A 23,322-nucleotide genomic window follows, 5' to 3' on the forward strand; every position below is an offset into this window, starting at 1 on the left:
TCTTAGGCTCCAGGTTCGAGTTCGCATGCGAACCCTAACCGAAGATCGGTGATGGCCACCTCCTTAGGGGCCGCTTCCTACACCACGTCCCGGGACACGACCAAAGCACGCCCGGTGACAATGTACGGTCGACCTTAAAGAGCCTCACAGCCAAAGATACCCGCCCCTCTGATGATGAAGACGCCTGGGGCGGAGCGTCGGCGTTACAGACCGCTGCAACGCCAACTGCTCCGCCGACAATTCGGCGCCTAGCGGCCGTGGCGCACGCTTTCGACAGCAGTACGAATGGCGTTCTTTCGCTTGCGCCTGTCCATATCCGGCTTCAGCGTGCCTTTAAGCATCTCTTCGCTGATAGCCTGTGTCTCGTCCTTCATCAGATCGCGCCGCTTCATAGCGACCGCTTCTTCTTCCCACGCGTTCAGCATCTCGACGGCCATCGTGTAATCCCTTTTGCGCCAGCACAACGCAATCGGGGTGGTCCGCATCCGCTCGACGCCGCTGAAGCACGATGACCTGACCGCTGCGTGACAGAGAAGCGCCGGCTCGGCGCGCTCCTATTATGCGGCTTCACCATCGACTGCCGGCGGGATGACGGCTATGGCCGGCAGCTTGTCACGTTCCGTTTGAAAGACGGACGCGACGCCGGCGAGGTGCTGATCGGAGAGCGGCTTGCGCAGGAATGGCTACACCAGGGAACATGTGGTGCAGACTGTAAAGGCTAACGACTCGGCTCTACAGCTTATGCTGTCATCCGTCGGCGGCAAGCGTGGTCCAGACAATTCTGTAGTGCCCGCCGAGGCATGACGGAGCCTACCGGATTACGAGCGTCACCCACAAGATTCACGCTCCGGCGGCGCCACAACCAGCTTCGAGAACAAGCAGCCAGGCGAAGGCACGGGAAAGGACGATCAAGCGCCGGAGAATGTTCCGGTGCCGACGCAGCGGCCGGCGGCTTGAGGACGCCGATCGCCGTGGTCGTGGCTCTCAACACCGCGGCGATTGCTGTGTGCAGCTGGGTAGAATAGAAATCACGGCTTAGCAGTCTCATTAACGAGACCTGCTCGTTCCCCTGTGATGAAATAACCGTTTATTGTTAGTCCAGATTTCGCCTCGAGCAGCAGAGCATCGCTGAATTCGAACCGATGCCTGAGGCGCCACTGCATGCTCTCGGAGACCAACACCCTGTTGGGCAGGCAGTTCGACTCCAGCATCTGCGCGACATTGACAGTCTGGCCCCAAATATCAAACATCCGTCTCTTCGTCCCGATAACGCCGGACACGACTTGTCCAGTGTTGATGCCAACACGGACTGCAAGGGGATAACCGGTACGCTCTGCGTAGTCCTTGACAATGTCGATGATACCCAAGCCGAGCAGCGCCATCTCAGTCGGCTGTCCCTGTGTCTCCAGAGCTCCCGCTGCTGCCATGTAGCAGTCACCAATCGTTTTTATTTTCTCAATTCCGTAGCGATCGCAGATAACATCGATGTCCGTGAATATGTCGTTTAATAATTCTACAAGGTGTATCGGTGAGAGTTTTTCAGATAGTCGCGTAAACCCTATTAAGTCCGCAAACAGAACGGTACATTCGCCGTTGCTCTGAGCTACGATCTGCTCTCCACGTATCATTTTTTCAGCTACAGTTTGGGGAAGAAGATCCCGCAGCATGTTTTCCGACTTATTTCTTTCCAACTGCAGATCAATATAATTTTTAAGTGAAGACCTAGAATAAAAATACAACAAAAATGTCACTACGATAGCGACAGAAATCAAGTTCGTAATGTAGAAAATATTTTTGCTTTCTTCACTCAAGACAAGAACTGGCGGATACAAAGATGCTGCATACTCTGATACGCAAATAAGAGAAATCATGATTGCGTACGCAGCCCTTAAAAGGGCTAATTCCGACTTACTGAATATCAGCATTGGAACTAAGAGCATGCAGATGGCGTACACCTCCACCCCTGCATAGGGCCCCACAAACATTAGCGTAACGCCAAAGTGTACGCTCATGATTGTGACAAAGATCATTCTCGCCACGCGATCGTAACCACCGCTCGAGATGAGATGGCAAATTAGGTAGGAAATGGAAAAAAATAGACTTGAGAAAGCATAGTTATGAGACCCAAATACAAAATACCCAGTCGGGGCATCGGATAGTGCCACGAGAAAGCCAAGGATGTAACTACTATTTGTCAGCTTTAGAGCGATGATGTTCTCTAGCGGTACGACTTTACGCTTCGTGGTCGCTGACATGGCAGATCCCTTCTGCAGCCGCCTTAGCGACGTCAGACACTCGCATGCTATGGAGGACAAAATCTAGGGTCATGACCCATTGATCAGAGCCAGAAYAGGACGGTRGCTKCGAGAGCGATGGCGGAGAAGAAGAYGGTCGGGCACCGGTCGTAACGGGTGGCGACGCGTCGCCAGTCCTTCAGACGTCCGAACATGATCTCGATGCGGCTACGACGCCTATAGCGTCGCTTGTCGTATTTGATGGGCTCAATCCGGGATTTGCGACCGGGCACCTTCGCGAAAATCGTCCAGCAGAGCCGCCGCACCTGTTTAATCGCTGACCTGCCCGGCGGTCATGAAGGAGCTTAAGGGACGACCGTTCGCATCCGTGACGGCGTGGAGCTTGGTGTTCATACCGCCTTTGGTGCGGCCGATCAGGCGTCCAAGCCCCTTTTCTAACCCGTAGGCTCGATGTCGTGCGATGCGCCTTCAGGTAAGTCGCATCGATCATCACCGTCTTCGGCTCGGCCCCCGCGGCAGCCAGCCCTTCCATTATCCGTACAAAAATCCCTATCACGCCCCAACGTTTTCAACGATTGTACAGCGTCTTGGCGGGACAATAGTCTTTCGGTGCATCCCGCCAGCGCAGTCCGTTGCGATTGACGACGATGCCGCTCAGAACCCGCCGGTCATCGACCCCGGGGCTTGCCGTGGCTCCTGGGAAAGAACGGGCGCAGCCGCTCCATCTGCTCGTCCGTCAGCCAAAACCGATCGCTCATACGCAGTCTCCTCACGGAGCCTGAAGCAGATCGTCGCCCTCAAATCAGTAGGTCCTGACCCTAAGCCTTCATCTATGTGGTTATGACAGGTCACCTCTCAGGCGCGTTTCACCTCCGCTGCCTAAAGGTATCCTACAGAGGTAATTGGCTTTTCGACTACAACCCTCGCAGCCCGGTCTCTCAAATTCTAATGAGTACGGCGTCGCTGCATGCGAACGTCGCTTGCTAAAGGAAGCGCCGCCTCGTCTACTCTCCATGTCCCGTTGCAAAATGAGATGGGACAACGACCGGGAAACGCCGGCGACAATGACCTGGGGAGGTTTCTATGTTGAAAACCACAATCGTGGCGCTGACCACGGCATGGCTGGCTACCACCGCCATGGCGCAGGACGCCAATCTGGAGAAGCTCGGCGGCTTCAAGACGACCGGAACCGCCATGATGGAGCCGATTGCGCAAAGCGGCGAGAATGTCGACGCGCTGAAGGCGATCGCTGCCAAGATCAAGGTGCCGGCCGGCTTCAAGGTCAGCCTCTATGCGGCCGTGCCAGATGCGCGTCACATGGCCGTTGGGCCGCAGGGGGTCGTGACCTTCGTCGGAACACGCAAGGAACTCGTCTACACGATGACCGATCGCAACAAGGACCGGGTCGCCGACGACGTGAAGGTGTTTGCCCCGTCTGTAAAGATGGCGGTGCCGAACGGCGTCTGCTTCTCGCGCGACGGCGTTCTCTACCTTGCCGAGCAGAATCGCGTCCTGTCGTTTCCCGCGGCCGAGTTCTTTTACGAGGGCCCAGACGTTGCGGCCTTTCCGGTCGTGAAGCAGGGTGAACTCGTGCCGGCCTCGGCCGAGAGCTACAACCACACCGCTCGGACCTGCCGAATTGGACCGGACGGCCGTCTTTACGTGACGCTCGGACAGCCCTTCAACGTGCCGGCGGCCGACGTCATGCCCGATTTTCAGAAGCAAGGCATCGGCGGCGTCATATCGATGAAGACGGATGGAACGGACCGCCAGGTCTATGCTGTTGGCATGCGTAACCCGCTCGGCATCGATTTCAACCCGAAAGACAAGACGGTCTGGGTCAACGACAATCAAGTCGACGGCATGGGTGACATGATCCCGGTCGGCGAGACCAATCACGTCACCGGACCCGGCCAGAACTTTGGCTTTCCCTGGTACGGCGGCGGCAACACGCGCACGGTGGAGTACAAGGACGACAAGGTACCGGATGGGGTGATCTTCCCGGCAGTAGAGCGCGATGCACACGCCGCGGACCTTGGACTTTCCTTCTACAATGGCAAGCAGTTCCCTCAAGCTTATCGGGGCGGCTTCTTTACAACGCAACACGGTTCCTGGAACCGAGTCGAGCCAGTAGGTGCTCGTGTGCTCTTCACTTCGCTTAAGGAGGATGGCACGGCCGACAAGACGGAGGTCTTCGCTGACGGCTGGCTGACGGCTGATGGCGAATATCTTGGTCGGCCGGTTGACGTTCAGGTGCTGAACGACGGCTCTCTGCTCGTTTCGGACGATCTGGCAGGTGCTGTCTGGCGCATCGCGTACGAGGGATGATCGAGAAGGCGCGGCGAGTAGATTGCCGCGCCTTGCTAGTTGTATCCATTCGCACATGGGAGCGCGACTTTGCATAAACGCATGTATATTCTCGCGGCAATAGCCGTAGGCCTGACACTGACACAAGCTTCAGCCGCTGATCTCGTCCGCGGCAAAAAGGTCATGGGCATGTGCCAAGTCTGTCACGGCAAAGACGGCATCGCCAAGCTTGAAGAAGCACCGAACTTAGCTGGACAAAAGGAGAGCTACCTCGTCAAAGCGCTCATGGATTACAAGACGGGAGCGCGTCAGAACGAACAGATGGCGGTGGTGGCGTCTGGACTTGAGGACGCCGATATCGCTGACGTAGCTGCCTACTATGCCTCTATTCCGTTCAAGGTAGGACCTTGAACTAAAAGCCAAGCGGCTCGGCGCCGGTAGCCGCCATGCTGGCCCATTGCTCTCCTGCTGCAATCGGAACAACGGCCAGTGCAGCCAAGAGGACGGCGAAGTCAGCGATAGCCGCGCTCATCGGGATGTAGATCGCTCGCAGCAGGACCACTAGGTTTGGAGTCAGCGGAGCGCCATCTCGCTCGAGTGCTGCTCGATGATGCGACGCTGATACAGGGCCGAACGCGTACTTCGCAGCCTTGAGGAGCAAGCCGAATGCGAGGAAAAGATAAAGCGCGACGGATACGCCTGTCATGGCAGCCTCCCGTAAGAACGCTGCCAAGATATAGATCGTTGAGCGAACGTCACCTCTCGTTGAAGCAGGGGCGCCTACCCTGGCTCACCCTAACTACGGCGCGCAGAAGCAACATCGCGACAGGACACCTAGGGTCTTCTAGCTCGTTCATCGACAAGTCAGATTGCATCGAGCATTATCCGATGATCTTGAGCTTACGGGAGGTCGCCATGATACGCGCGCTACAATTCATCGGATCTGCGGTGATTGTCGCTGCAGCCTGGAGTTCTTCTCCTGCTCACGCTGCGTCGGCAGTTCCAGGCGAGGAGCACTGCGTCGTAGACGTCGCTGCGAATGACGCACTCAACCTGCGCAAGGCTCCAAGCGCCTCAGCGAAGGTGTTGGCGGGTAAGAAGTACGGCACCTGCGGCATCCTCGTAACGAACGATTGCAGCAACGGGTGGTGCCCTGTTGACGATGGTCAGCGAAAGGGCTGGGTTAACGAGCGCTTCATCTCGATGGTCTCACCAGCACGCTACTGCGTGTCCGGAGTGGCTGCGGGAGACAAACTGAACCTTCGCGCCTACCCATCGACCCAGAGCAAGGTGCTGCTACGTCTCGGTCGTAATAAGTGCGAGATCTCATTCCTGCCGTACGCCAAAGGCTCTTGGCAGAAGATCCGCTCGTCAGGGCAAGAGGGCTGGGTGAACAGGAAGTACCTGAGCGGTCAGTGACCTGGAGAAAGGCAACCGAGCTGCGTCAGGGTTCGGACAACTCACATCCCTCGGGCGGCTTGAGGTTTGCTACAAGACGTTTGATCGTCGGTTCGAGAACTCGCGACCGTGCTTGATCGTACTCGACGTTGATGACTGCTGCGGCGTCCATGCAGAGCCAGATGCCATAGGCCTCCAGAACACGCCCGTTTTTTACGCCAATAAACTTGGCTCTCTCCTGACCCATGGACGACTGTTCGATTCCCCACCCGTTGTCCATCGCGAAGACGACCTTGTTCGAAGCTTCCCCTTCGAACGTGTTGACGAGCAAGTCTACGGCAAACACCAACACTCTAACACCGGAAGCGTCTGCGAATGTCCATCCGTAGACGTCAGGATCCCGAACTTCGAACCCGTCTGGCACTTCGACCGAGAAGCCATAGGCTTCATTCCGCAGCGTCTGCCATTCTTCAGCATGGCTAGGAGCGAGCCCACTCAAGCATATCAGCAGGATCGTCAACAGGCGGGTCATCGGTTGCTCCGCTTCAGGAAGAATTACAAGGGAAGGTCTGGCATGGGACGATTAGCCATCTGCGTGATCATCTCGCTTGCGGTGACGGCGTGTCAAACGGCGAAGCCGACATGCGTTGTGTGGAGCGCTGGGGCCTCCGGCGAGCTTGTCGACTGCAGATAAAGCTGCATTTCTGGCTGGGTGTAGCGCGCATCGCTTACCTTCCAAAGGTCCCGCTGGCTCAAGGATTTGAGCGAAACACCGTCGGCCAGTCGGCTAGCTCGGTGCCTCCGCATCTTTCCTGAAGAGCAAGTTCGGTCATGATGAACTCGCGGCCGTTCCACAACCATGTCGCGGACATGCCGCAGTCGAATAGTCCTCGCCCTCTGGCGGACATGAAGAGCCGACCTGTTTCTGGATTGAAATCACTTTCCGACAGAAGGTCTTCATTTACGGGTTGAGTTCCATTGCTCTGATAAGAGACCGGAAACTTCAGCTGCTGCGCGACCTTGTTATCGCGAGATATAAGGAAGCCGATCGATGAACCCTGGTATGCTCCCATGATACAAGCGAAGGTTACAAGAGCTTGCGCATCGCTCAGGGCGTAGACACTCGGCTCAATGGCGAGCCGATCGTCTTGACACCCTTCCTCAGCAAACACGGCCGTTTGTGTCGATCTGACAGTGGCTGCAAGGTGCTCGGCCTCACCTGGGTTGAGCGAGGCGGTTATCGGTCGATCCGGTATCGTGGGAACAGGAGGGGCGTCCGGAACTCGGCTTGCCGGCAATCTGCCTTTTCGTATGAGCGCTGTCGTCCCACCGAGGCGTCCCTGCCGCTCATCCATTCGCAGCAGGGCGGCGACCAAACCATCCAGAGGTATCTCACCACCTGGGCCGAATGAGAGCTCATGACCGTCTTTGATCTGAGCCAGCAGCGAATGGACGACCGGAAGCTGATCTGACGAGAAAGTGGTCCCAACGTCGCCCGGCACCGGAGCCCATTCGCTGCTCTCAAGGATGACGGGATTGCCGTCGATCGCCACTTGATCGATCGTGAAGGCCGTACCAGAGGCCAACCTGAGCAGGAGCTCGCCGTCTGACCCTGCCGCTCGCTCCAGCGTGACTTCGGCACGTGGATCGATGTCACCGAACCCTTTCGCGACGCAGTTGAGGGTGTTGTCACAGGCAAGGAGCCAGGACCTGTAAGTGTCGTAGGACTGGATCGGGTCCGCTTGCGCGCTGCCGACGACCAAGGCGAGGAGGCACACGGTAAGGCGGATCAACACACGGCTTCCTTCGGAGTTCCACCGGACCGGCGAGAGCCGAGAAGCCTTGCCTGCGCGCGTCGAGCACCTCGTCGCCCTTGGCGTGCTTCGTGTGGCTTCAAGAAGCAGCGGCTCATCTCACGGTTTCCCCCGCCGAATCTTTTTGGCCAGACCGGAACAGCATCCACCCGCCGATCAGCATAGCCGCACCCCAAATGAGGAAGCCGACATCCCAGTAAATCCACTGCTCTCGCGGGACGGTTTCGTTGACGTGATGAAGTCCGAACACTTGATGATCGACGATCCCCTCCACCAGGTTGAACATGCCGAAGCCCATCAGGATTGTGCCGAGCAAAAGTTTGCTGGACCACCAAAGATGCGATTTGTGAGCAGTCCGCCACAGCATGAGAAGACCGAGAACAACGAAGACGTAGGTGCTTGCATGGAAGATGCCGTCAAGAAGCGTGTTGAGCCTTAGGTTCTCGATTGTATCAGGAGGATATTTGCTGCTAACCATGTGGTGCCATTGAAGCACCTGATGCAGTACGATGCCGTCGAAGAAACCACCCAGCCCCAAGCCAAATAGCACACCAGCGGCGACGGGAAATTTTCTAGGTCTCGATTGTTTGTCAATCATCGTTCTATGAGCTTCCAACATAAGACTTCCTCAGTCGCGCTCCCGGCCCGCCGCTGTTCTCCGCGATGAACTTGGCGTCAACGTCTCGCACCAGATCATCCCCACTTGGCCGAACGTCACCGGCGGCGGATCGATCCCTTCGCCAAGACGCCAGCGTTGCGCCTCGTGGAGCCCGCGTGAAGCCGCGGCTCGCGCTGGACGTGGCGCTCACGGCCGCGGCGATGCTGACGGTCGTGGCGCTGCTGTTCGTGTAATGAGAGATGGCTTACGTCGGCTGAACCTGTGCCTTGCCACCTTTAGAAGCGCTCACCGCAGCTTCTTTCCGCTTCTTCCGCGCGAAAAACACAGGTCCCGGATCCGCAGATCCGCTTAGCATTGCAAGCAGGCGTTCCTGAACGTGATAGGCGTCGAACGTCCATTGTTCGTGGGCGTCGTTTAAACCCTGGAGAAAAAGTATTGCCATCTCCCGGTTAGAGTTGATTGGTGTCGCACCGGTGTAGACAGACTGAGGGAGAGCCCAAACAAGCACTATGTCTGACGCCATAGACGCTCCAAGGTCGCCGATTTTATGGATGTTAGCATCAAAAACCGGCGCTTTATAACTCATAAGCAATTTAGATAAATCGAGGCCAGGTATCTCTACACCAGTATTCATCCACTCTATGTACAGTCGTGCAATCAGTTGCCTGTCTTTGACCTGTTGAGTTATCGCCGAGATTTCGCCAACAAGCGAATTAGCAAGCGTTTTGCGCTCTTCAGTCTTGCGGTTCGCTTCGGAAATTCGGCTAAGATCAGCTTGATGCTCTCTAGCTACCCTATCCAATACCGACTGTTCAACACGAGCGTCTCGATCAAGTTTTGCTTGATTTGCTTGGGAACGTATGAGTGACCGAAAGCCGAGACGCGCTTGCCTGGAAATGTTTGTGAACGCGATGTAGGCGGCGATCACGGCGACGCACCCGCTAACTACGGAACCGAAGATTGCCGCGTACCCGGGATCGATTTCCGCAGGGAAAATGGACCAGAATCCGGTCCAAAGCTCGAAAACAGCGGACCAAAGGTCCGAAATCCATAGCTGCAACGAATGGATCAAGCGCGTCCGCTCCGCTTCTTGGACGAGTTTGGCGAAGAGGGCATGGGACGCCACCCTTTCTTCTCAGGATTCGGAGGAGAGCTATATGTTTCGCGCATTGCTTCAGGCCGTCTTCCGCATACCAGCCGACACACTCGTCGACTTAATGCTTACCGCGAAGGAAGCGACCACCGTCTCCAATTCCACGGCTTCGGCATGTCGACATGAAACGATGAAAGGACCGGCACGTCGAATGACGCTCGTGCCTGGACAATGCGGCCGACTGGGAGGCTGGCGATTCGCTCAAAGACCGGAAGGGATGTCAGTCGGACGGTGACACTCAGGCCGTCGCGCGTGGCAAGCACGCTTTTCCGATTCTCCGGCTTCTCAGTCCAGACAAACATGAGGCTGGTGATTTGGGGCTTGTCGTCCTCCTTCTCACACCACGTCACATCTGCCCCTAGCAGTTGCCCCTCAACGTCCCGATCGCGATAGACATCGAGCATCCCTGTTAGGGAGAAGCCAAGGTTGAGGCTGCGATTACCGCTCGAATCGTCTGGTGCTGCGCTCATGGATCCTCGTCCGGTCGAGGCATCTTGGCACGGCGTCTGCGCGGCTGCCACGGCTCTTCCGTTCGTCGTACGATGACGCTAACGGCCGTCGGCCCGGTCTATCTGCTGACGATGGCGGTGCCCTGCACCTTCAACGTGGCGGGGTGACATCCGACGAATGGCGTCGGAAGTGGGTGTCCTCAAAATTGAGGAGACCCCCAACCGCCCCAAATTTGGGGCGGTCGACGTAGCCCCCCAATTTGGGGGAAAGGGTATGCCCAAAACTGGACAGACCCGAGGGGGTCGCGAAGCGCTACTCCCTGCGACTAAGCCGATAGGATCGGCTCTGTTGGGTGTCCCAGAAGTGGGGAGACCCCAAGGGGGGTAACGTTTCGTGACCCCCTTCCATGTCGCATTCCATGTCGCATCGACTAGCGGCGACCGTAGGAAAATGCATGAAAATCAACGAAACCCGATGCAACATGTTTGCGACATGAAGAGCGGCAGGTCACCACTTAAATCGCTGAAATCGTTGGTGACCCCGGCTGGATTCGAACCAGCGACCATCGGCTTAGAAGGCCGGTGCTCTATCCTCTGAGCTACGGGGCCGATCGAGTTGCACTCGGGCCGGCGAACGCTTCAATGCGTCCAGGGCTGACGACGATCGTAGCGGAAATTGTCGGTGTAGGACACCTTGCGACGCGTCGGGTCCTTCGGCTCCTCGACACGATAGGGAATGCTGTTGCGTTCGGCATACTCGACCGCGGCCTCGCGGCTCTCGAAGGACAGGCGGATCTGGGCCAGCATGTCGCCGGACGAGGTGTAGCCCATCAGCGGCTCGACCTTCTTGGCCTCTTCCGGCTCGTACATGAGAAGCCATTCACGCGTGCCGGCCTTGCCGGATTGCATCGCGGTTCGGGCGGGACGGAAAATGCGTGCGACCATGCTCAAACCTCAAAGCGCCGCATGACGACGCTGCCGAAGACCGTCAGGCCATGGTCGGAGCGGCAGGATTCGAACCTGCGACCCTCTGGTCCCAAACCAGATGCGCTACCAGGCTGCGCTACGCTCCGACATGGCCTGAGGTGGAGGCTTTGCGGGCTTTCGCCGAGATAGTCAAGCGCGACGAAGCGGCGGCCGGGCGCGGCGATGCCCACCGATCGTGCCGACCCTTCGCTGCAAGCTTTCGGGCCGGGACGCAAAAGGCTGCAACCGGCCTGCGGGGACGGCGTTTCGAAACCAGGGAACGGGTATCGGGTACGAAACGGGATGCCCCGTTCCAAAGTGCCCGTCTCAGACTATTGGAAAGGGATCGTCGCATGGCGGACGATATCGAGGATCGAACGAAAGCCTCAGACGCAGCCGGGACCAGTGGCGGCGGCGGGGCCGACGACGAGCGGCCGGCGGCCGGTCCGCATGCCAAGCCCGAGCTGACCGACGACAGCCGGACGCCCGGAGCGGGCACGCTGCCGGATACGGACTCGCAGGACGGGGAAGGCGATGTCGGGGACGGCGCGTCCAGTTGAAGCCATGGCGGCTCGCCGGTCGAGGGCCTCGTTTTCCATCACACGAAGTTTTGGTCGGCACCCGTCTTGGACCGAGCGCACCAACGAACTACCTCCAGCGCCGAGTTGCATGGAGGAGTGGCAGATGAGTCGCATGACGACGGTCGATCGCGAGTTGAAGGATCTCATCCGAGACGTGATCGCCGCCGAACTGCTGGAGCCGGGCTCGAAGGAGATGGCCGTCGCCGAAGCGGTGGCGGAGCGTGGACAGGGCAGTCTCGACTCCGCGCAGCGCGAGATTTGGGAGCGACGCGTCCTCCCGATTCTCAGCAAGCCTCTCAACGAGCAGATCGCCATCGCCGCCATCATCCGCCGCGGCGGCTATGTGCCGCGCAAGATCCAGCTGTGAATCACCGATGTCATGGTTTGGCGCCAATCACGACACGAGAGAACGTGATGGATTCGAGGTCCGAGCCTACAGATCCGAGGCGGGCGTCGGGCGAGGTCGTCGAGCGCCCTCGAAATCGAAACCTGGCTTCCCTCCGCCGATGACCGATGCCCACGGCTTCGACGCGATCAGGGATCGGCGGGCTTGCGGCCGATCAGGGGGTGATCCAGTCGATCGCCGGCCTTCAGTCCGTACCGAGCCGCCGCTCCGCCGTTGAGCTCCAGGACATAGCGCACCGGCCCGCCGGATTCGATGAGATCCAGGGACAGCGGCTGCGCGTTGGCGGCGATCCGGGTGATCCGGCCGCCGGCGTCCATGAACACCATGTCCAGCGGGATATAGGTGTCCTTCATCCACATGGTGACGGGCCGATCCGCCTCGAAATCGAACAGCATGCCGGCATCCGCGGGCATCGACTGCCGGTTCATCAAGCCGTACTCGCGCTCGTCGGGCGTATCGGCCACCTCGACGTCGATCGAGTGCTGAGCGCTTTGCGTCACGAGCGTGCCGGCGGAACCGGCCATCGCCGTGTAGAGGGTGGCGGTTCCCGCGCCGATCAAGGCGAGGAGGCCCGCGATGAAGGCGATCGAGCGGCGACGCGTCCGTCCGGGCATTGCGACTGGACCCTTCAATGCGAAGCCGGCTGCTCGGAACCGGACGCGGGATGGACTTCCGCCGCCATGAGCCCCTTCGATCCCGTTCCAAAGCGCACGAGAACCTCTTGCCCCGGCCGGAGCTCCGTCATGCCGAAACGGCGCAGCGTCTCCATGTGGACGAAGATGTCCTCCGTGCCCTCCCCTCGGGACACGAAACCGTAGCCCTTGGTGCGGTTGAACCATTTCACCGTCGCAGGCTCCAGCCCGCTATCGGGCACGACCTGCACCTGAAGGCGGGATGGCGGCATCTGCGAAGGGTGAACCGCCGTCGACGCATCCATCGACAGGACACGGAACGCCTGCAGCCCCCGGTCGCCGCGTTGCACCTCGCAGACCACGCGGGTTCCCTCCAGGACCGTGGAAAAGCCGTCCCGGCGAAGGCAGGTCACGTGCAGAAGCACGTCTTCGCCGCCGCCGTCGGGCACGACGAAGCCGAACCCCTTGGAAACGTCGAACCACTTGATGTGGCCCGAAATCATATCGAGGTCCAAGCCTTCACCGTCGCTTCGCTCGTCGGAGAGCGGATCGAGGGCGAGGCGAAATCTGGCAGAGGTGCTCTCGGACATCCGGGACTTCGGCCTCTCACGCCTGAACGAATCACTAAAAATGACGATATCAGCATCACAGCGTTTGTCAGTACGTCTTGGTGCCTCTTCGCACAGCGACACGTCAAAAACGTGCCGAACCGGCGCCGTCGGTTGGCGGGCGGAACTTTCACCCTACCCTTGATGCATCGGCAATCCGGAGAACCTCATGCGTTATCTGCACACCATGGTCCGCGTGCGCGACCTCGACGAGTCGCTAGACTTCTATGTCGGCAAGATGGGCCTGATCGAGACCCGCCGGACGGAGAACGAGAAGGGCCGCTTCACGCTGGTCTTCCTGTCCGCATCGGACGATCTGGAGACCGCGACGGAAACGAAGGCGCCGCTCATCGAACTCACCTTCAACTGGGATCCTGAAACCTATACGGGCGGACGCAATTTCGGCCATCTTGCCTATGAAGTGGACGATATCTACGAGACATGCCGCGCGCTGATGGAAAAGGGCGTCGTGATCAATCGCCCGCCGCGGGACGGCAACATGGCCTTCGTCAAATCACCGGACAACATTTCCTTCGAACTGTTGCAGAAAGGTCCGGCCAAGGCTCCCGAGGAACCATGGGTTTCCATGCAGAACACCGGTTCCTGGTAAAACATTAAGCCTTCGTAAGGCCGCATTCTCGCCATAGCGCATGAATTGCTTTACAGGCTGTGACGGCGCCGCGTGCCTCTCTCGGGAGGTATGCGGCGGGTGGGGACCTGCCGTCGATGGAATGATCGGACCTGCCGATGTCGTCGGCACGTCTTCAGGGGTGCAAGCGGCTCGACGGGCCGTGCCCATCGTAAAGGGTGGACAGGCTTGACGACATCGACCTTCGGCTCGCGTCTGCGTGCACTTCGGCGGACCACCGCGGCTGCGACTCTCGCCGTCATGGTGCCCCTGCTCGGCGGCTGCGTTTCAGCGGTCGAGGACACGTCCGCCTTCGGGTTCAACAATGCTCAGCAGGCGGCTGCCGACGATGCGGCTGGAACGGCGCCGGTTCCGGCGGAGGCGGCCGACGGGGCCGCCGATGCTGCGAAAGGCGCTGTGGACGACGCGAAGGCGGATGTTGCGGCGACCACGGGCGGCACGTCCGAGGAACCAGCGACGATTGATGGATCCGACGGCAAGTCGTCGCGCCTCGCCGCTGCGGTCGACGGGGATGCGGTGGCCGAAGAGGGCGAGAAGCCTTTGGCAAGCGGTCGCACCACCATTGCCGCCTATGCCGGCGGCACGATCAACGCCTCGTCGCCCGATCCCGACCGCAAGGCGGTTCGGCAGGCCGATTCCACGCTGTTTGCGTCTTTGTTCACCCAATCGGAAGCCAAGACGCCGATTCGCAACGGCGAGAGTGGCAAGAGCCGGCGCGTGATTCTCCATCAGGAGGGTGCTCCGACGGCCGTCGATCACGGCGGTCCGGCGCTTCCCGGCGTGAAGTCGAATGCCTCGCTCTTCGAGATCGGACAGAAGGCGTCCGCCGACTACGATGCGGAAATCCTCGAAGAGGCCACCGGTGAGGAGGGCAGCTACGAAGTCGCCTCCCTCGGCGGCATGGCGCGATTGGCCCCGAACGGGCTTCGCGTGCAGCGCCCGGACGTCCAGACGAGTTGTTTCGAGCCGAAGCTGGTCGCGATGATCCGCGCCGTCGAGGCCCGATTCGGCACCAAGGTCGTCGTGACGTCCGGCTATCGCAGTCCGACGCACAACCGCGCCGTCAACGGCGCCAAGCGATCGATGCACATGGCCTGCAAGGCGGCCGACATCCAGATCCCCGGCGCGAACAAATTGGAAGTGGCCAATTACGTGCGCAATCTGCCCGGCCGCGGCGGTGTTGGCACCTACTGCCATACGACCGCGATCCACATCGACATCGGAGCCCAGCGCGACTGGAACTGGGCCTGCCGGCGACGCCGGACCTGACGATCCGTGAGGTGGGAGGACTCTCGATCCTCTCGAATCGGCCAAGCGCGCGGGGTGGTAAAAACCTGCATGTCTCCCTGATTTCACCTCTTGCGCCTCCCAGGGAAGGCCTCTATACACGCCCTCGCTGCGCCCATCGTCTATCGGTTAGGACGCCACCCTTTCACGGTGGAGAGAGGGGTTCGACTCCCCTTGGGCGTACCACTTCCCCAAAGAAGTGGTCCGCAAGGTGCGCGGCGGATCTTCGACAAAGGGCTTCTCGTCGAAGCCGACCGTTCATAGACATCATCGCTGCGACATGCGTTGCGCTTGCACGAAGCTCGCGTTAAGCGACGCGCTGTCCGCTTTTGGCGCAGGATGCCGATGCCGCATCGAGCACTGATGCCGCATCGGGCACCGATGCCCTCCGCCATGGATGGTTGCCCGCGAACGGGTTCGCCGAAGACGGCCTATTGTGAATCCAGGGATTTCGCTTCCTCCAGATGCTGCTGGAGCGCTGGCAGGCTCTCGACCGCAAAGGCCTTGAGGTTCTGACCGGTACCGGTCTTGGCGTAGTCATCGAAGAGAGCCACGGCCTCCTGATGCGCCGTGACCTGCAGGTTCAGGTAGGTCGCGTCGAAATGATCCTTCTTCGCCTGCTGGGCGTTCTTGATCATCTGGGCGCGCTTGGAATCGGGCGCGGAAATCGGTTCCAAGCCGTCCGCCGCAGCCGCAGCCTTCAGCTTCGCGGACGTCGCTTCGTGATCCCGAATCATGTGGGTCGCGAAGGTCTTCACATCCTCCCGGCTGGCCTTCTCCAGGGCGATCTTGCTCGATTCGATCTCGAACAGGTCGGATGAAGCCGCATTCGTCGCGAAGGCCTCGTCCGGCGTCATCTCCGAACGCACGGCGGCGTCGAGGCCCGGCGTCGTCTGGGCTGCGACGGAATGGATTGCGAAGGGAAGGAGGGCCAGAATCAGGACATGTCTCGTTCGCATGGGAACCTCTGCTCGGAATGGGGATCTCGAGGAGGTCAATCCGATCGGACCGACGCATGTTCCGCAGCGGATCCGTGTGCGGGAATCGATTGGAAGCGGCCGATCTCCCTTAGGCGCCGAACCACTTGCTCCGGAACGGTCCCCCCGTCCTCTCGATTCCTCTTCCATCGATCACTTCGACGGAGACGGTCCCATGGCGAACGCAAGCAAGAAGCATCTCGGCCCGGGCACCCAGGGCAAGGGCGACGGATCGGGCGCGATGACGGACCTCGCGGACCAGATTCTCGGGCAGAACATGGTTCTCAGCAACCGGGACAAGGCGCAGCATGGCGACGAGCGTGGCCTCGATTCCAAGTTCGTGCAGGTCGAGCAGCAGCAGGACACGGTTGCCAATCAACAGGGCGCGCCGCTCGACGCGCCGAAAGACACCGAAAACACGACCGGCGTCATGGGCGGGGAGCGGACCATCGTGTCGGGCGACGAGAGCAGCACCAAGTCTCGCTGACACAAGGTCTCCTCGACCCGAGACCCTTCTGAACCCATCCCGGCGGTCGACCCCGCGACGTCGAACAACGTCCATTTCGAAAGGAACCCGACGATGACGAGCAAGGCACCCCCGGTCCCCACGGAGAATCGCAGCCCGAAGGGCGCCGGCGATCCTGGAACCTCCAAGGACGCACCTGACCAGATGGCTCAGGGCCAGGGCAATACCGATAAGCAGGGCCAGCAGGGCAACGCGAAAATCAACACGACCCATCAGGGCTACCAGCAGGATCGATAGGCTCGCTACGGGCCGGTCGACGCCCCGACCAACGGACGACGACCTTGAAGTACGATCTTCTCCACGCCCTTTTTCATGATCTCGACGATGTCGGCTCGATCCGCATCAAGAAGAGCAAGCTGCTCTGGATGCTCGGCCGTCAGTTGGAGACGCCGAGCGTCTGGAACATGCTGATGCGGCAATGGCGGGCAGCAGGTTATGACGGGCCGCTCTACGGCTTGCATTGGGGCGACGAGGTCACGCTGACCACCGCACCGACGCAGGTTATCGCCGCAGACTGGGCGACGCGTCGCGAACCCGCGTCGGCTTCCTCCCAGAAGCAGTTGACGCTGGTGTCGTGACGGACCCTCGCGAGACCGGCGATGGCCACAAGACCGGAGTCTCAGCCGCAACCCAACGACGCCGACATCATTGCTATCTCGAACGTTGATGGACAGGAGAGACGACATGACGAAGGATTTTCCGGAGCAGCGCAAGCCGAACGCTCCATCGTCCGGCTATGCGGCCGAGGGTGAACTCCTGGATGCGGATCAGCCGATCCTGGAGAGCGCCGGTGGCGAATCGCGACGCGATCCCGACGATCGCGAACCGGCGAGCCTCGCCGACGACGATGCGCTCTACATGGATGTCGCGACACAGCCGATGAGCGAGATCACCGCCGGCAACGATGCTTCCGGTGGACACGAGACGGCCGACGGCCTCGCCGATCTCGAAGAAAGCGTGCGTCAGCAGACCGAAGACCGCGCGACTGGCGATGACAGGGATTACATCGCCTGAAACGGGCGCCCGGCATCGGGATCGTCACCGGGACGAACGCAGCAAGACCGAAACTGAAAGTCACAGCCCGGCTGCGGCGACGTCGACGATTCGAAAGCCGACGGACTCGCGTCCGCGGTAGCGGTCGAGCGTCGGCGTTCCCGCCACGTGGACCAGGCGGTTGCGGTGGTCGAGCAGCATCCGCCCGACCTCCGTCTCCTCGGCGCGGAAGGCGATTGCGGACAGAACCGCGCCGTCCTGTGCCTTGAGGGTCGCGCGAACGTGACCGGCTCCAACGACAGCCGATGAGTCGATCCGGTGCCGGGGCAGCGCCAGCAAGGGCGGAGCGTGGCCCGATCCATAGGGACCCGCGCTTTCCAGGTGATCGAGCAGCGAGCGCGTCAGACCCATGGCGCTGACCGCACCGTCGATCGACAGGACCTCTCCGCGACGCAGCTCCGCCGCAAGATTGCCTGTACCCGTTTCCACATGGGCACGGAACGCACCGAGCCGCTCGCGACGAATGGTGAGGCCGGCGGCCATCGCGTGCCCTCCCCCCTTCTCCAAGATGCCGGCCTCGACGGCGCCGCGCACCAGCGCGCCGATGTCGAAGCCGGACACGGACCGCCCGGAGCCGCTGCCCTTGCCCGAGGCGTCGAAGGCGATGGCGAAGGCCGGCCGACGGTGACGCTCCTTGAGGCGAGCGGCGATCAGCCCGACGATGCCGGGATGCCAGTCCGAACGGGCGGCGACGAGCACCGGCGGCCCTTCGCCCTGTCCGATCTCGGCCGCGACCTCCTCCTCGGCATCGGCCACCATGTGTCGCTCCATGGCCTGGCGTTCTTCGTTCAGACGATGGAGCTGGTCGGCCAGCGCAGCCGCCTCGTTCGCGTCAGAGACGGTCAGGAGCCGGCTTCCCAGATGGGCCTCGCCGATCCGGCCGCCGGCATTGATGCGGGGGCCGAGAATGTAGCCGAGATGATAGGGATCGAGGGGACCGGAAATGCGCGCCACTTCGGCCAGCGCGCGCAAGCCGGGATTGGTCCGCGCCCGCATCACCGCGAGCCCCTTCGCCACCAAGGCGCGGTTGAAGCCGATCAGGGGCACCACATCGCAGATCGTCGCGAGCGCCGCGAGATCGAGCAGGCCGAGAATGTCCGGCAGGTCGCGGCCGGGCCGCCCGCGCTGGCGCAACTCGCGCGACACTGCGGCCACCGTCAGGAACACGACGCCGACTGCCGCCAGATGCCCCTGCCCCGAAAGATCGTCCTGCCGGTTGGGATTGACGATCGCGACCGCTTCGGGAAGCGACGTGCCAGTCTGGTGATGATCGAGCACGACGACATCGACGCCAGCCGCCCGCGCGGCTTCCAGCGCCTCGTGGCTGGTCGTGCCGCAATCCACGGTGACGATGAGGGTCGCACCGGCCAGAGCCAGCTCGCGGATCGCCTCGGGATTGGGCCCGTAACCTTCCGTGATGCGGTCCGGGATGCGGATCGTCGCTTCGATGCCGAACGGGGCAAGGTAGCGCCAGAGCAACGCGGCGGAGGCCGCGCCGTCCACATCGTAGTCGCCGAAGATCGCGACCCGCTCTCCCCGCTCGATCGCGTCGGCGATGCGCACGCTTGCCGCCGCCATGTCGGTGAGATCGGAGGGGTCGGGCATCAGCTCCTTGATCGTCGGCGCCAGAAAGCGCGCGGCATCGGCCGGCGCGACGCCGCGGGCCGCGAGAACGCGGGCGAGCACATCGGGAAGGCCGTGCGCCTGCGCGATCTGCGAGGCCAGCACCTCGGCTCGTTCGCTCAAGGCATGGACCCACCGACGCCCGCCGGCGGACGCCTCGACGCCGAGAAAGAGCCGCTCGCGGTTCATGCCCGAGGCGCTCCGGGAACGACCGAGGTCAGAGACCGAACTTCTTGCGGTCGAAATGCTTGGCACGCACGGTCCTGATCGTCTTCGAGAAGGAGCGCATGACCAGCGTGTGGGTCTCGATCCGGTCGCGGTAGAAGCGGACACCGTCAAGGAGATTGCCGTCGGTCACACCCGTCGCCGCGAAGATCACGTCCCCGCGCGCCATGTCTTCCAGCCGGTAGATCTTGTAGGGATCCGTGATCCCCATGGATTCCGCGCGGATGCGCTTCTCGTTGGTGTTGAGGTTCAGCCGACCGACCATCTGCCCGCCGGTGCACAGGAGCGCCGCGGCCGCCAGAACGCCCTCCGGCGCACCGCCGATGCCCATATAGATGTCGATCCCGGTTTCCTCGGGATCGGTGGTGTGAATGACGCCGGCCACGTCGCCGTCGCCGAGAAGCCGGATCGCGGCGCCGGTGGCGCGCACCTCCTCGATCAGCTTGGCATGACGGGGCCGGTCGAGGATGCAGGCCGTGATCTCGCCGACCGGCACACCCTTCGCCTTGGCGAGAGCGAGGAGATTGGCTTCCGGCGTGCGGTCGAGGCCGATCGTATCGTCGGGATATCCCGGGCCGATCGCGACCTTCTCCATGTAGACGTCGGGCGCGTTGAGCAGGCTGCCCTTCTCGGCGATCGCGATCACGGCGAGAGAATTCGGCAGGTTCTTGGCGCAGATCGTGGTGCCCTCCAGCGGGTCGAGCGCGATGTCGACCACCGCCCCGCCGCCCCGACCGACCCGTTCGCCGATGTAGAGCATCGGCGCTTCGTCCCGCTCGCCCTCGCCGATCACGATCGTGCCGTCGATCGGAAGCATGTTCAGTTCCGAGCGCATCGCATCGACGGCGGCCTGATCGGCGGCCTTCTCGTCGCCGCGGCCCCGCAGCATGGCGGCGGCGACGGCAGCCCGTTCGGTGACGCGGAGGATCTCCATCGTCAGCGCCCGGTCCAGAGGTCCCCGTTCGGCCATCGTCTCGCTCATGGAATGCTCCTGTCGAAAAGCGGGTCTATCCGCCCGGCCCTTGACGGGACGATGGCTGCGGCAGAACGCCTGGCCGGGCCAGGCGAAGGTTCAATCCAGCGGCTCGATCCGGATCATGCGCGGCTCGCCCGCCAGATGCCCGTCACGGGAAAGCCCGTCGAGCGCCTTGCGCACGGCCGCCTCCGTCGTCTCATGCGTGATGAGGACGACGGGCGCGGTCTCCTCGTCCCGACTTCCCTGCGGCTTGCGCTGGACGATCGAGTCCAGAGAAATGCCGTTTTCCGCCATGCGCCGGGCGATCGAAGCGAAGGCCCCGACGCGGTCGAGGACGCTGAGACGGATATAGTAGCCGCCCTCGTGCGCCCGCATGCGCGCCTTCTTGTAGGGCACCAGATCGGACGGTGCGACGGAAAAGGTCGGCGTCGCCGAGCCCACCGCGATGTCCACGATGTCGGCGAGCACCGCAGACGCCGTGGCATTGCCGCCCGCCCCCGGGCCGACGAGGAGGATCGATCCGAGAAGGTCGGTGTCGACCGCGACCGCGTTCGTCACGCCGTCGACCTGAGCGAGCGCCGAACTTGCGGGGATCATCGTCGGGTGGACGCGCTGCTCGATGCCGCTTTCCGTGCGCTGGGCGACCGCAAGCAGCTTGATGCGATAGCCCAGTTCGGCCGCGGCCTTGATGTCGTCGTTGGAGATCGCGGAGATGCCCTCGATGAAGACCGAGTCGAGGTCGATCTCGCAGCCGAAGGCGAGCGACGTGAGAAGCGCCAGCTTGTGCGCGGCATCGAAGCCGCCGATGTCGAAGGTCGGATCGGCCTCGGCATAGCCGAGCCGCTGGGCATCCTTCAGGCAGTCGTCGAAGGCGATGCCCTCTTTTTCCATCCGCGTCAGCATGTAGTTGCAGGTGCCGTTCAGGATGCCGTAGACGCGGCTGACCGAGTTGCCGGCGAGCGACTCCCGCAGCGTCTTGATGATGGGGATCCCGCCGGCGACGGCCGCCTCGAAGAAGATGGTGGTTCCCTTGCGCTGCGCGAGCTTGGCAAGCGAGACGCCGTGATGGGCGAGCAAAGCCTTGTTGGCGGTCACCACCGGCAGTCCGCGCTGGAGGGCCGCCTTCACCGCTTCGAGCGCAGGTCCTTCCGATCCGCCCATCAACTCGACGAAGACGTCGATCTCGCCCTTGGCGGCGAGCTTCACCGGATCGTCGAAGAAGGTCGCCGCGGAGAGATCGACCCCGCGGTCCCGGCCGGCGTCGCGCGCGGAGACGGCAGCGACCGCGATGGGCCGGCCCGAGCGGGCTGCGAACTGCGCCGCGCGCTCGATGAGGCGCTTGGCGACCGATGCGCCGACGGTACCGAGCCCGGCGATGCCGAGCCTCAACGGGCTGTCCATGAAAGCCTGCCTTGCTGGTGGGACCGGGGGCCGCACGGCCGTGCCGATCGATGCGTCATGTGAGAACGCCGCGCGTCCAGGGTGACGCACGGCGACGTGTCTTTATCGCTTGGAGCCGTCAGGCGCGAGCGCTGAAGGGCACGACGTTTTGCCCCGCTTCCTGCGTCGGTGCAAGGAAACGCTTGATGTTGCGCGCAGCCTGTCGAATGCGATGCTCGTTCTCCACAAGGGCGATGCGCACGAAATCGTCGCCGTGCTCGCCGAAGCCAACACCGGGCGCCACCGCGACATCCGCTTTCTCGATGAGAAGCTTGGAGAATTCGAGCGAACCGAGGTGACGGTAAGCCTCGGGAATCGGGGCCCAGGCGAACATGGTCGAGGAGGGCGACGGAACCTTCCAGCCGGCTCGGCCGAACGAGTCGACGAGAACGTCGCGGCGGTGCTTGTAGATCGAGCGGACCTCGGCGATCGCATCGTCGCCGGCATTGAGGGCCGCCGTCGCAGCCACCTGGATCGGCGTGAAGGCGCCATAGTCCAGATAGGACTTGACGCGCGCCAGCGCCGCGATCAGGCGACGGTTGCCGACCGCGAAGCCGATGCGCCAGCCCGGCATGGAGAAGGTCTTCGACATGGAGGTGAACTCCACCGCGACGTCGATCGCACCCGGAACTTCCAGGATCGAGGGCGGCGGCGGTCCGTCGAAGAAGATCTCGGCATAGGCGAGGTCGGAGAGGACGATGATCTCGTGCTTCTTGGCGAAGGCGACGACGGCCTCGTAGAACTTGAGGTCCGCGACATAGGCGGTCGGGTTGGCCGGGAAGTTGAGGATGATCGCCAGCGGCTTGGGGATCGAGTGGCGAACGGCGCGCTCGATGGCGACGAGGAAGTCGTCGTCGGGCTTGGCCGGGATCGCGCGGATCGTGCCGCCGGCCATCAGGAAGCCGAAGGCATGGATCGGATAGGTCGGATTGGGACAGAGGACGACGTCGCCGGGCGCGGTGATCGCCTGCGCCATGTTGGCGAAGCCCTCCTTCGAGCCGAGCGTGGCGACGACCTCGGTGTTGGGGTCGAGCTTCACGTTGAAGCGCCGCTCATAATAGGCGGCCTGGGCGCGGCGCAGGCCCGCGATGCCCTTCGATGCGGAATAGCGGTGCGTGCGCGGATCGCGGATCGCCTCGCAGAGCTTGTCGACGACGAAGGACGGCGTCGGAAGATCCGGATTGCCCATGCCGAGATCGACGATGTCGGCGCCGCGTCCGCGCGCCGACGCCTTCAGGCGGTTGACCTCCTCGAAGACGTAGGGCGGCAGGCGGCGAACCTTATGGAACTCCTCGGTCATGGCATGTCCTCGCGGTCTGAAACAGGAAAGCGGTTCGACCGAACCGCCTGAACTCGATCACCATCGCGCCGACGCGCA

At 61.8% G+C, this 23,322-nt stretch carries 27 protein-coding genes, 3 tRNA genes and 1 pseudogene; 12 read left to right on the forward strand and 19 right to left on the reverse strand.

All coding sequences use genetic code 11. The features are described 5' to 3' along the window. Nucleotides 1–248 precede the first annotated feature (248 nt). The 3 genes and pseudogenes from ASG43_RS05690 to ASG43_RS22020 all read right to left on the reverse strand — a co-directional run bounded on the left by ASG43_RS05690 (nucleotide 249) and on the right by ASG43_RS22020 (nucleotide 3,013). Entirely contained in the window at nucleotides 249–437 is a 189-nt protein-coding gene (locus ASG43_RS05690; RefSeq protein ID WP_156386503.1) for a hypothetical protein, read from the reverse strand. A 591-nt stretch (nucleotides 438–1,028) separates the two neighbouring features. Further along, nucleotides 1,029–2,255, reverse strand: coding sequence for an adenylate/guanylate cyclase domain-containing protein (locus ASG43_RS23455; RefSeq protein ID WP_082490669.1), 1,227 nt, complete (start codon nucleotides 2,253–2,255; stop codon nucleotides 1,029–1,031). Nucleotides 2,256–2,338: 83 nt separating this feature from the next. Next, nucleotides 2,339–3,013: pseudogene (locus ASG43_RS22020) on the reverse strand (IS5 family transposase). A 325-nt stretch (nucleotides 3,014–3,338) separates the two neighbouring features. On the opposite strand from ASG43_RS22020, the gene ASG43_RS05705 reads away from it, so the two are divergent. Together ASG43_RS05705 and ASG43_RS05710 are read left to right on the forward strand one after the other, a co-directional pair. Continuing rightward, nucleotides 3,339–4,583, forward strand: a complete 1,245-nt coding sequence (locus tag ASG43_RS05705) for a PQQ-dependent sugar dehydrogenase (RefSeq protein WP_056501608.1) — start codon at nucleotides 3,339–3,341, stop codon at nucleotides 4,581–4,583. Between the two features lie 81 nt (nucleotides 4,584–4,664). After that, complete coding sequence (locus tag ASG43_RS05710) at nucleotides 4,665–4,973, forward strand: cytochrome c (protein ID WP_200939476.1); 309 nt, start codon at nucleotides 4,665–4,667, stop codon at nucleotides 4,971–4,973. A 1-nt stretch (nucleotide 4,974) separates the two neighbouring features. Here the strand turns inward: ASG43_RS05710 and ASG43_RS23060 are convergent, their stop codons facing one another. Beyond that, entirely contained in the window at nucleotides 4,975–5,268 is a 294-nt protein-coding gene (locus ASG43_RS23060; RefSeq protein WP_162244680.1) for a hypothetical protein, read from the reverse strand. 209 nt (nucleotides 5,269–5,477) lie between these two features. Here ASG43_RS23060 and ASG43_RS22025 point away from each other — a divergent pair, with 209 nt between their 5' ends. Next, on the forward strand, nucleotides 5,478–5,981 hold the full coding sequence (locus tag ASG43_RS22025) for an SH3 domain-containing protein (RefSeq protein WP_162244681.1): 504 nt from the start codon (nucleotides 5,478–5,480) through the stop codon (nucleotides 5,979–5,981). A gap of 25 nt (nucleotides 5,982–6,006) precedes the next feature. On the opposite strand, the gene ASG43_RS05720 is transcribed toward ASG43_RS22025, so the two are convergent. The 8 genes from ASG43_RS05720 to ASG43_RS05750 form a co-directional block, all read right to left on the reverse strand. Next, nucleotides 6,007–6,492, reverse strand: coding sequence for a hypothetical protein (locus ASG43_RS05720; RefSeq protein ID WP_056501618.1), 486 nt, complete (start codon nucleotides 6,490–6,492; stop codon nucleotides 6,007–6,009). 220 nt (nucleotides 6,493–6,712) lie between these two features. Then, nucleotides 6,713–7,753, reverse strand: a complete 1,041-nt coding sequence (locus ASG43_RS05725; RefSeq protein ID WP_162244682.1) for a DUF1176 domain-containing protein — start codon at nucleotides 7,751–7,753, stop codon at nucleotides 6,713–6,715. Nucleotides 7,754–7,868: 115 nt separating this feature from the next. After that, entirely contained in the window at nucleotides 7,869–8,393 is a 525-nt protein-coding gene (locus tag ASG43_RS05730; protein ID WP_244487995.1) for a DUF2243 domain-containing protein, read from the reverse strand. A gap of 244 nt (nucleotides 8,394–8,637) precedes the next feature. Beyond that, nucleotides 8,638–9,519: a hypothetical protein gene (locus ASG43_RS22570; protein WP_162244683.1), complete on the reverse strand. Its 882-nt coding sequence runs from the start codon at nucleotides 9,517–9,519 to the stop codon at nucleotides 8,638–8,640. 95 nt (nucleotides 9,520–9,614) lie between these two features. Beyond that, nucleotides 9,615–10,016 carry a hypothetical protein gene (locus ASG43_RS05735; RefSeq protein ID WP_056501623.1) on the reverse strand — a complete coding sequence of 134 codons (402 nt, stop codon included), beginning with the start codon at nucleotides 10,014–10,016 and terminating at the stop codon, nucleotides 9,615–9,617. Between the two features lie 512 nt (nucleotides 10,017–10,528). Next, nucleotides 10,529–10,604 (reverse strand) — tRNA-Arg (locus tag ASG43_RS05740). Between the two features lie 30 nt (nucleotides 10,605–10,634). After that, nucleotides 10,635–10,940, reverse strand: coding sequence for an ETC complex I subunit (locus ASG43_RS05745; protein WP_056501626.1), 306 nt, complete (start codon nucleotides 10,938–10,940; stop codon nucleotides 10,635–10,637). A gap of 51 nt (nucleotides 10,941–10,991) precedes the next feature. Continuing rightward, nucleotides 10,992–11,068: transfer RNA gene (locus ASG43_RS05750), tRNA-Pro, on the reverse strand. 246 nt (nucleotides 11,069–11,314) lie between these two features. On the opposite strand from ASG43_RS05750, the gene ASG43_RS05755 reads away from it, so the two are divergent. Together ASG43_RS05755 and ASG43_RS05760 are read left to right on the forward strand one after the other, a co-directional pair. Next, nucleotides 11,315–11,521, forward strand: coding sequence for a hypothetical protein (locus ASG43_RS05755; protein WP_082490672.1), 207 nt, complete (start codon nucleotides 11,315–11,317; stop codon nucleotides 11,519–11,521). A gap of 124 nt (nucleotides 11,522–11,645) precedes the next feature. Continuing rightward, complete coding sequence (locus tag ASG43_RS05760) at nucleotides 11,646–11,909, forward strand: hypothetical protein (protein WP_156386506.1); 264 nt, start codon at nucleotides 11,646–11,648, stop codon at nucleotides 11,907–11,909. Nucleotides 11,910–12,076: 167 nt separating this feature from the next. Here the strand turns inward: ASG43_RS05760 and ASG43_RS05765 are convergent, their stop codons facing one another. Further along, on the reverse strand, nucleotides 12,077–12,562 hold the full coding sequence (locus ASG43_RS05765; protein WP_056501632.1) for a DUF192 domain-containing protein: 486 nt from the start codon (nucleotides 12,560–12,562) through the stop codon (nucleotides 12,077–12,079). 14 nt (nucleotides 12,563–12,576) lie between these two features. Further along, nucleotides 12,577–13,170, reverse strand: a complete 594-nt coding sequence (locus tag ASG43_RS05770) for a cold-shock protein (RefSeq protein WP_056501634.1) — start codon at nucleotides 13,168–13,170, stop codon at nucleotides 12,577–12,579. Nucleotides 13,171–13,357: 187 nt separating this feature from the next. Here ASG43_RS05770 and ASG43_RS05775 point away from each other — a divergent pair, with 187 nt between their 5' ends. From ASG43_RS05775 to ASG43_RS05785, 3 genes are all read left to right on the forward strand, one after another. Further along, nucleotides 13,358–13,798 carry a VOC family protein gene (locus ASG43_RS05775; RefSeq protein ID WP_056501635.1) on the forward strand — a complete coding sequence of 147 codons (441 nt, stop codon included), beginning with the start codon at nucleotides 13,358–13,360 and terminating at the stop codon, nucleotides 13,796–13,798. 207 nt (nucleotides 13,799–14,005) lie between these two features. Continuing rightward, the gene (locus tag ASG43_RS05780) at nucleotides 14,006–15,106 is read left to right on the forward strand and encodes a D-Ala-D-Ala carboxypeptidase family metallohydrolase (protein WP_056501638.1); all 1,101 of its coding nucleotides are present in this window, start codon (nucleotides 14,006–14,008) and stop codon (nucleotides 15,104–15,106) included. Between the two features lie 129 nt (nucleotides 15,107–15,235). Next, nucleotides 15,236–15,310, forward strand: a tRNA-Glu gene (locus ASG43_RS05785). A gap of 245 nt (nucleotides 15,311–15,555) precedes the next feature. Here the strand turns inward: ASG43_RS05785 and ASG43_RS05790 are convergent. Beyond that, nucleotides 15,556–16,083 carry a DUF4142 domain-containing protein gene (locus ASG43_RS05790; protein ID WP_056501641.1) on the reverse strand — a complete coding sequence of 176 codons (528 nt, stop codon included), beginning with the start codon at nucleotides 16,081–16,083 and terminating at the stop codon, nucleotides 15,556–15,558. A 193-nt stretch (nucleotides 16,084–16,276) separates the two neighbouring features. Here ASG43_RS05790 and ASG43_RS05795 point away from each other — a divergent pair, with 193 nt between their 5' ends. The 4 genes from ASG43_RS05795 to ASG43_RS05810 all read left to right on the forward strand — a co-directional run bounded on the left by ASG43_RS05795 (nucleotide 16,277) and on the right by ASG43_RS05810 (nucleotide 17,641). Beyond that, complete coding sequence (locus tag ASG43_RS05795) at nucleotides 16,277–16,588, forward strand: hypothetical protein (RefSeq protein ID WP_056501644.1); 312 nt, start codon at nucleotides 16,277–16,279, stop codon at nucleotides 16,586–16,588. Nucleotides 16,589–16,681: 93 nt separating this feature from the next. Continuing rightward, nucleotides 16,682–16,864 carry a hypothetical protein gene (locus ASG43_RS05800; protein WP_056501648.1) on the forward strand — a complete coding sequence of 61 codons (183 nt, stop codon included), beginning with the start codon at nucleotides 16,682–16,684 and terminating at the stop codon, nucleotides 16,862–16,864. Nucleotides 16,865–16,908: 44 nt separating this feature from the next. Next, the gene (locus ASG43_RS05805; protein ID WP_056501650.1) at nucleotides 16,909–17,205 is read left to right on the forward strand and encodes a hypothetical protein; all 297 of its coding nucleotides are present in this window, start codon (nucleotides 16,909–16,911) and stop codon (nucleotides 17,203–17,205) included. Between the two features lie 106 nt (nucleotides 17,206–17,311). Beyond that, a complete protein-coding gene (locus ASG43_RS05810; RefSeq protein ID WP_056501651.1) occupies nucleotides 17,312–17,641 on the forward strand; it encodes a hypothetical protein in 330 nt (109 codons plus the stop codon). A 60-nt stretch (nucleotides 17,642–17,701) separates the two neighbouring features. Here ASG43_RS05810 and recJ read toward each other — a convergent pair whose 3' ends face one another. The 4 genes from recJ to ASG43_RS05830 form a co-directional block, all read right to left on the reverse strand. Next, entirely contained in the window at nucleotides 17,702–19,492 is a 1,791-nt protein-coding gene (gene recJ / locus ASG43_RS05815; protein WP_056501654.1) for a single-stranded-DNA-specific exonuclease RecJ, read from the reverse strand. A 28-nt stretch (nucleotides 19,493–19,520) separates the two neighbouring features. Further along, on the reverse strand, nucleotides 19,521–20,510 hold the full coding sequence (gene glpX, locus ASG43_RS05820) for a class II fructose-bisphosphatase (protein WP_056501657.1): 990 nt from the start codon (nucleotides 20,508–20,510) through the stop codon (nucleotides 19,521–19,523). 90 nt (nucleotides 20,511–20,600) lie between these two features. Further along, nucleotides 20,601–21,905 (reverse strand): homoserine dehydrogenase, encoded by a 1,305-nt coding sequence (locus ASG43_RS05825; RefSeq protein WP_056501662.1) that lies wholly within the window; start codon nucleotides 21,903–21,905, stop codon nucleotides 20,601–20,603. Nucleotides 21,906–22,023: 118 nt separating this feature from the next. After that, on the reverse strand, nucleotides 22,024–23,244 hold the full coding sequence (locus tag ASG43_RS05830; RefSeq protein WP_056501664.1) for an LL-diaminopimelate aminotransferase: 1,221 nt from the start codon (nucleotides 23,242–23,244) through the stop codon (nucleotides 22,024–22,026). Nucleotides 23,245–23,322: the final 78 nt, after the last annotated feature.

The organism is Aureimonas sp. Leaf454 (genome assembly GCF_001424685.1).
Taxonomy (GTDB): Bacteria; Pseudomonadota; Alphaproteobacteria; order Rhizobiales; family Rhizobiaceae; genus Plantimonas.

Excerpts from the sequence above, each read along its gene's own strand:
- ASG43_RS05690 (WP_156386503.1), bottom strand. The coding sequence starts at position 437 with ATGGCCGTCGAGATGCTGAACGCGTGGGAAGAAGAAGCGGTCGCTATG.
- ASG43_RS23455 (WP_082490669.1), bottom strand. The coding sequence starts at position 2,255 with ATGTCAGCGACCACGAAGCGTAAAGTCGTACCGCTAGAGAACATCATC.
- ASG43_RS05705 (WP_056501608.1), top strand. The coding sequence starts at position 3,339 with ATGTTGAAAACCACAATCGTGGCGCTGACCACGGCATGGCTGGCTACC.
- ASG43_RS05710 (WP_200939476.1), top strand. The coding sequence starts at position 4,665 with ATGTATATTCTCGCGGCAATAGCCGTAGGCCTGACACTGACACAAGCT.
- ASG43_RS23060 (WP_162244680.1), bottom strand. The coding sequence starts at position 5,268 with ATGACAGGCGTATCCGTCGCGCTTTATCTTTTCCTCGCATTCGGCTTG.
- ASG43_RS22025 (WP_162244681.1), top strand. The coding sequence starts at position 5,478 with ATGATACGCGCGCTACAATTCATCGGATCTGCGGTGATTGTCGCTGCA.
- ASG43_RS05720 (WP_056501618.1), bottom strand. The coding sequence starts at position 6,492 with ATGACCCGCCTGTTGACGATCCTGCTGATATGCTTGAGTGGGCTCGCT.
- ASG43_RS05730 (WP_244487995.1), bottom strand. The coding sequence starts at position 8,393 with ATGTTGGAAGCTCATAGAACGATGATTGACAAACAATCGAGACCTAGA.
- ASG43_RS05735 (WP_056501623.1), bottom strand. The coding sequence starts at position 10,016 with ATGAGCGCAGCACCAGACGATTCGAGCGGTAATCGCAGCCTCAACCTT.
- ASG43_RS05745 (WP_056501626.1), bottom strand. The coding sequence starts at position 10,940 with ATGGTCGCACGCATTTTCCGTCCCGCCCGAACCGCGATGCAATCCGGC.
- ASG43_RS05755 (WP_082490672.1), top strand. The coding sequence starts at position 11,315 with ATGGCGGACGATATCGAGGATCGAACGAAAGCCTCAGACGCAGCCGGG.
- ASG43_RS05760 (WP_156386506.1), top strand. The coding sequence starts at position 11,646 with ATGAGTCGCATGACGACGGTCGATCGCGAGTTGAAGGATCTCATCCGA.
- ASG43_RS05765 (WP_056501632.1), bottom strand. The coding sequence starts at position 12,562 with ATGCCCGGACGGACGCGTCGCCGCTCGATCGCCTTCATCGCGGGCCTC.
- ASG43_RS05770 (WP_056501634.1), bottom strand. The coding sequence starts at position 13,170 with ATGTCCGAGAGCACCTCTGCCAGATTTCGCCTCGCCCTCGATCCGCTC.
- ASG43_RS05775 (WP_056501635.1), top strand. The coding sequence starts at position 13,358 with ATGCGTTATCTGCACACCATGGTCCGCGTGCGCGACCTCGACGAGTCG.
- ASG43_RS05790 (WP_056501641.1), bottom strand. The coding sequence starts at position 16,083 with ATGCGAACGAGACATGTCCTGATTCTGGCCCTCCTTCCCTTCGCAATC.
- ASG43_RS05795 (WP_056501644.1), top strand. The coding sequence starts at position 16,277 with ATGGCGAACGCAAGCAAGAAGCATCTCGGCCCGGGCACCCAGGGCAAG.
- ASG43_RS05800 (WP_056501648.1), top strand. The coding sequence starts at position 16,682 with ATGACGAGCAAGGCACCCCCGGTCCCCACGGAGAATCGCAGCCCGAAG.
- ASG43_RS05810 (WP_056501651.1), top strand. The coding sequence starts at position 17,312 with ATGACGAAGGATTTTCCGGAGCAGCGCAAGCCGAACGCTCCATCGTCC.
- recJ (WP_056501654.1), bottom strand. The coding sequence starts at position 19,492 with ATGAACCGCGAGCGGCTCTTTCTCGGCGTCGAGGCGTCCGCCGGCGGG.
- glpX (WP_056501657.1), bottom strand. The coding sequence starts at position 20,510 with ATGAGCGAGACGATGGCCGAACGGGGACCTCTGGACCGGGCGCTGACG.
- ASG43_RS05825 (WP_056501662.1), bottom strand. The coding sequence starts at position 21,905 with ATGGACAGCCCGTTGAGGCTCGGCATCGCCGGGCTCGGTACCGTCGGC.
- ASG43_RS05830 (WP_056501664.1), bottom strand. The coding sequence starts at position 23,244 with ATGACCGAGGAGTTCCATAAGGTTCGCCGCCTGCCGCCCTACGTCTTC.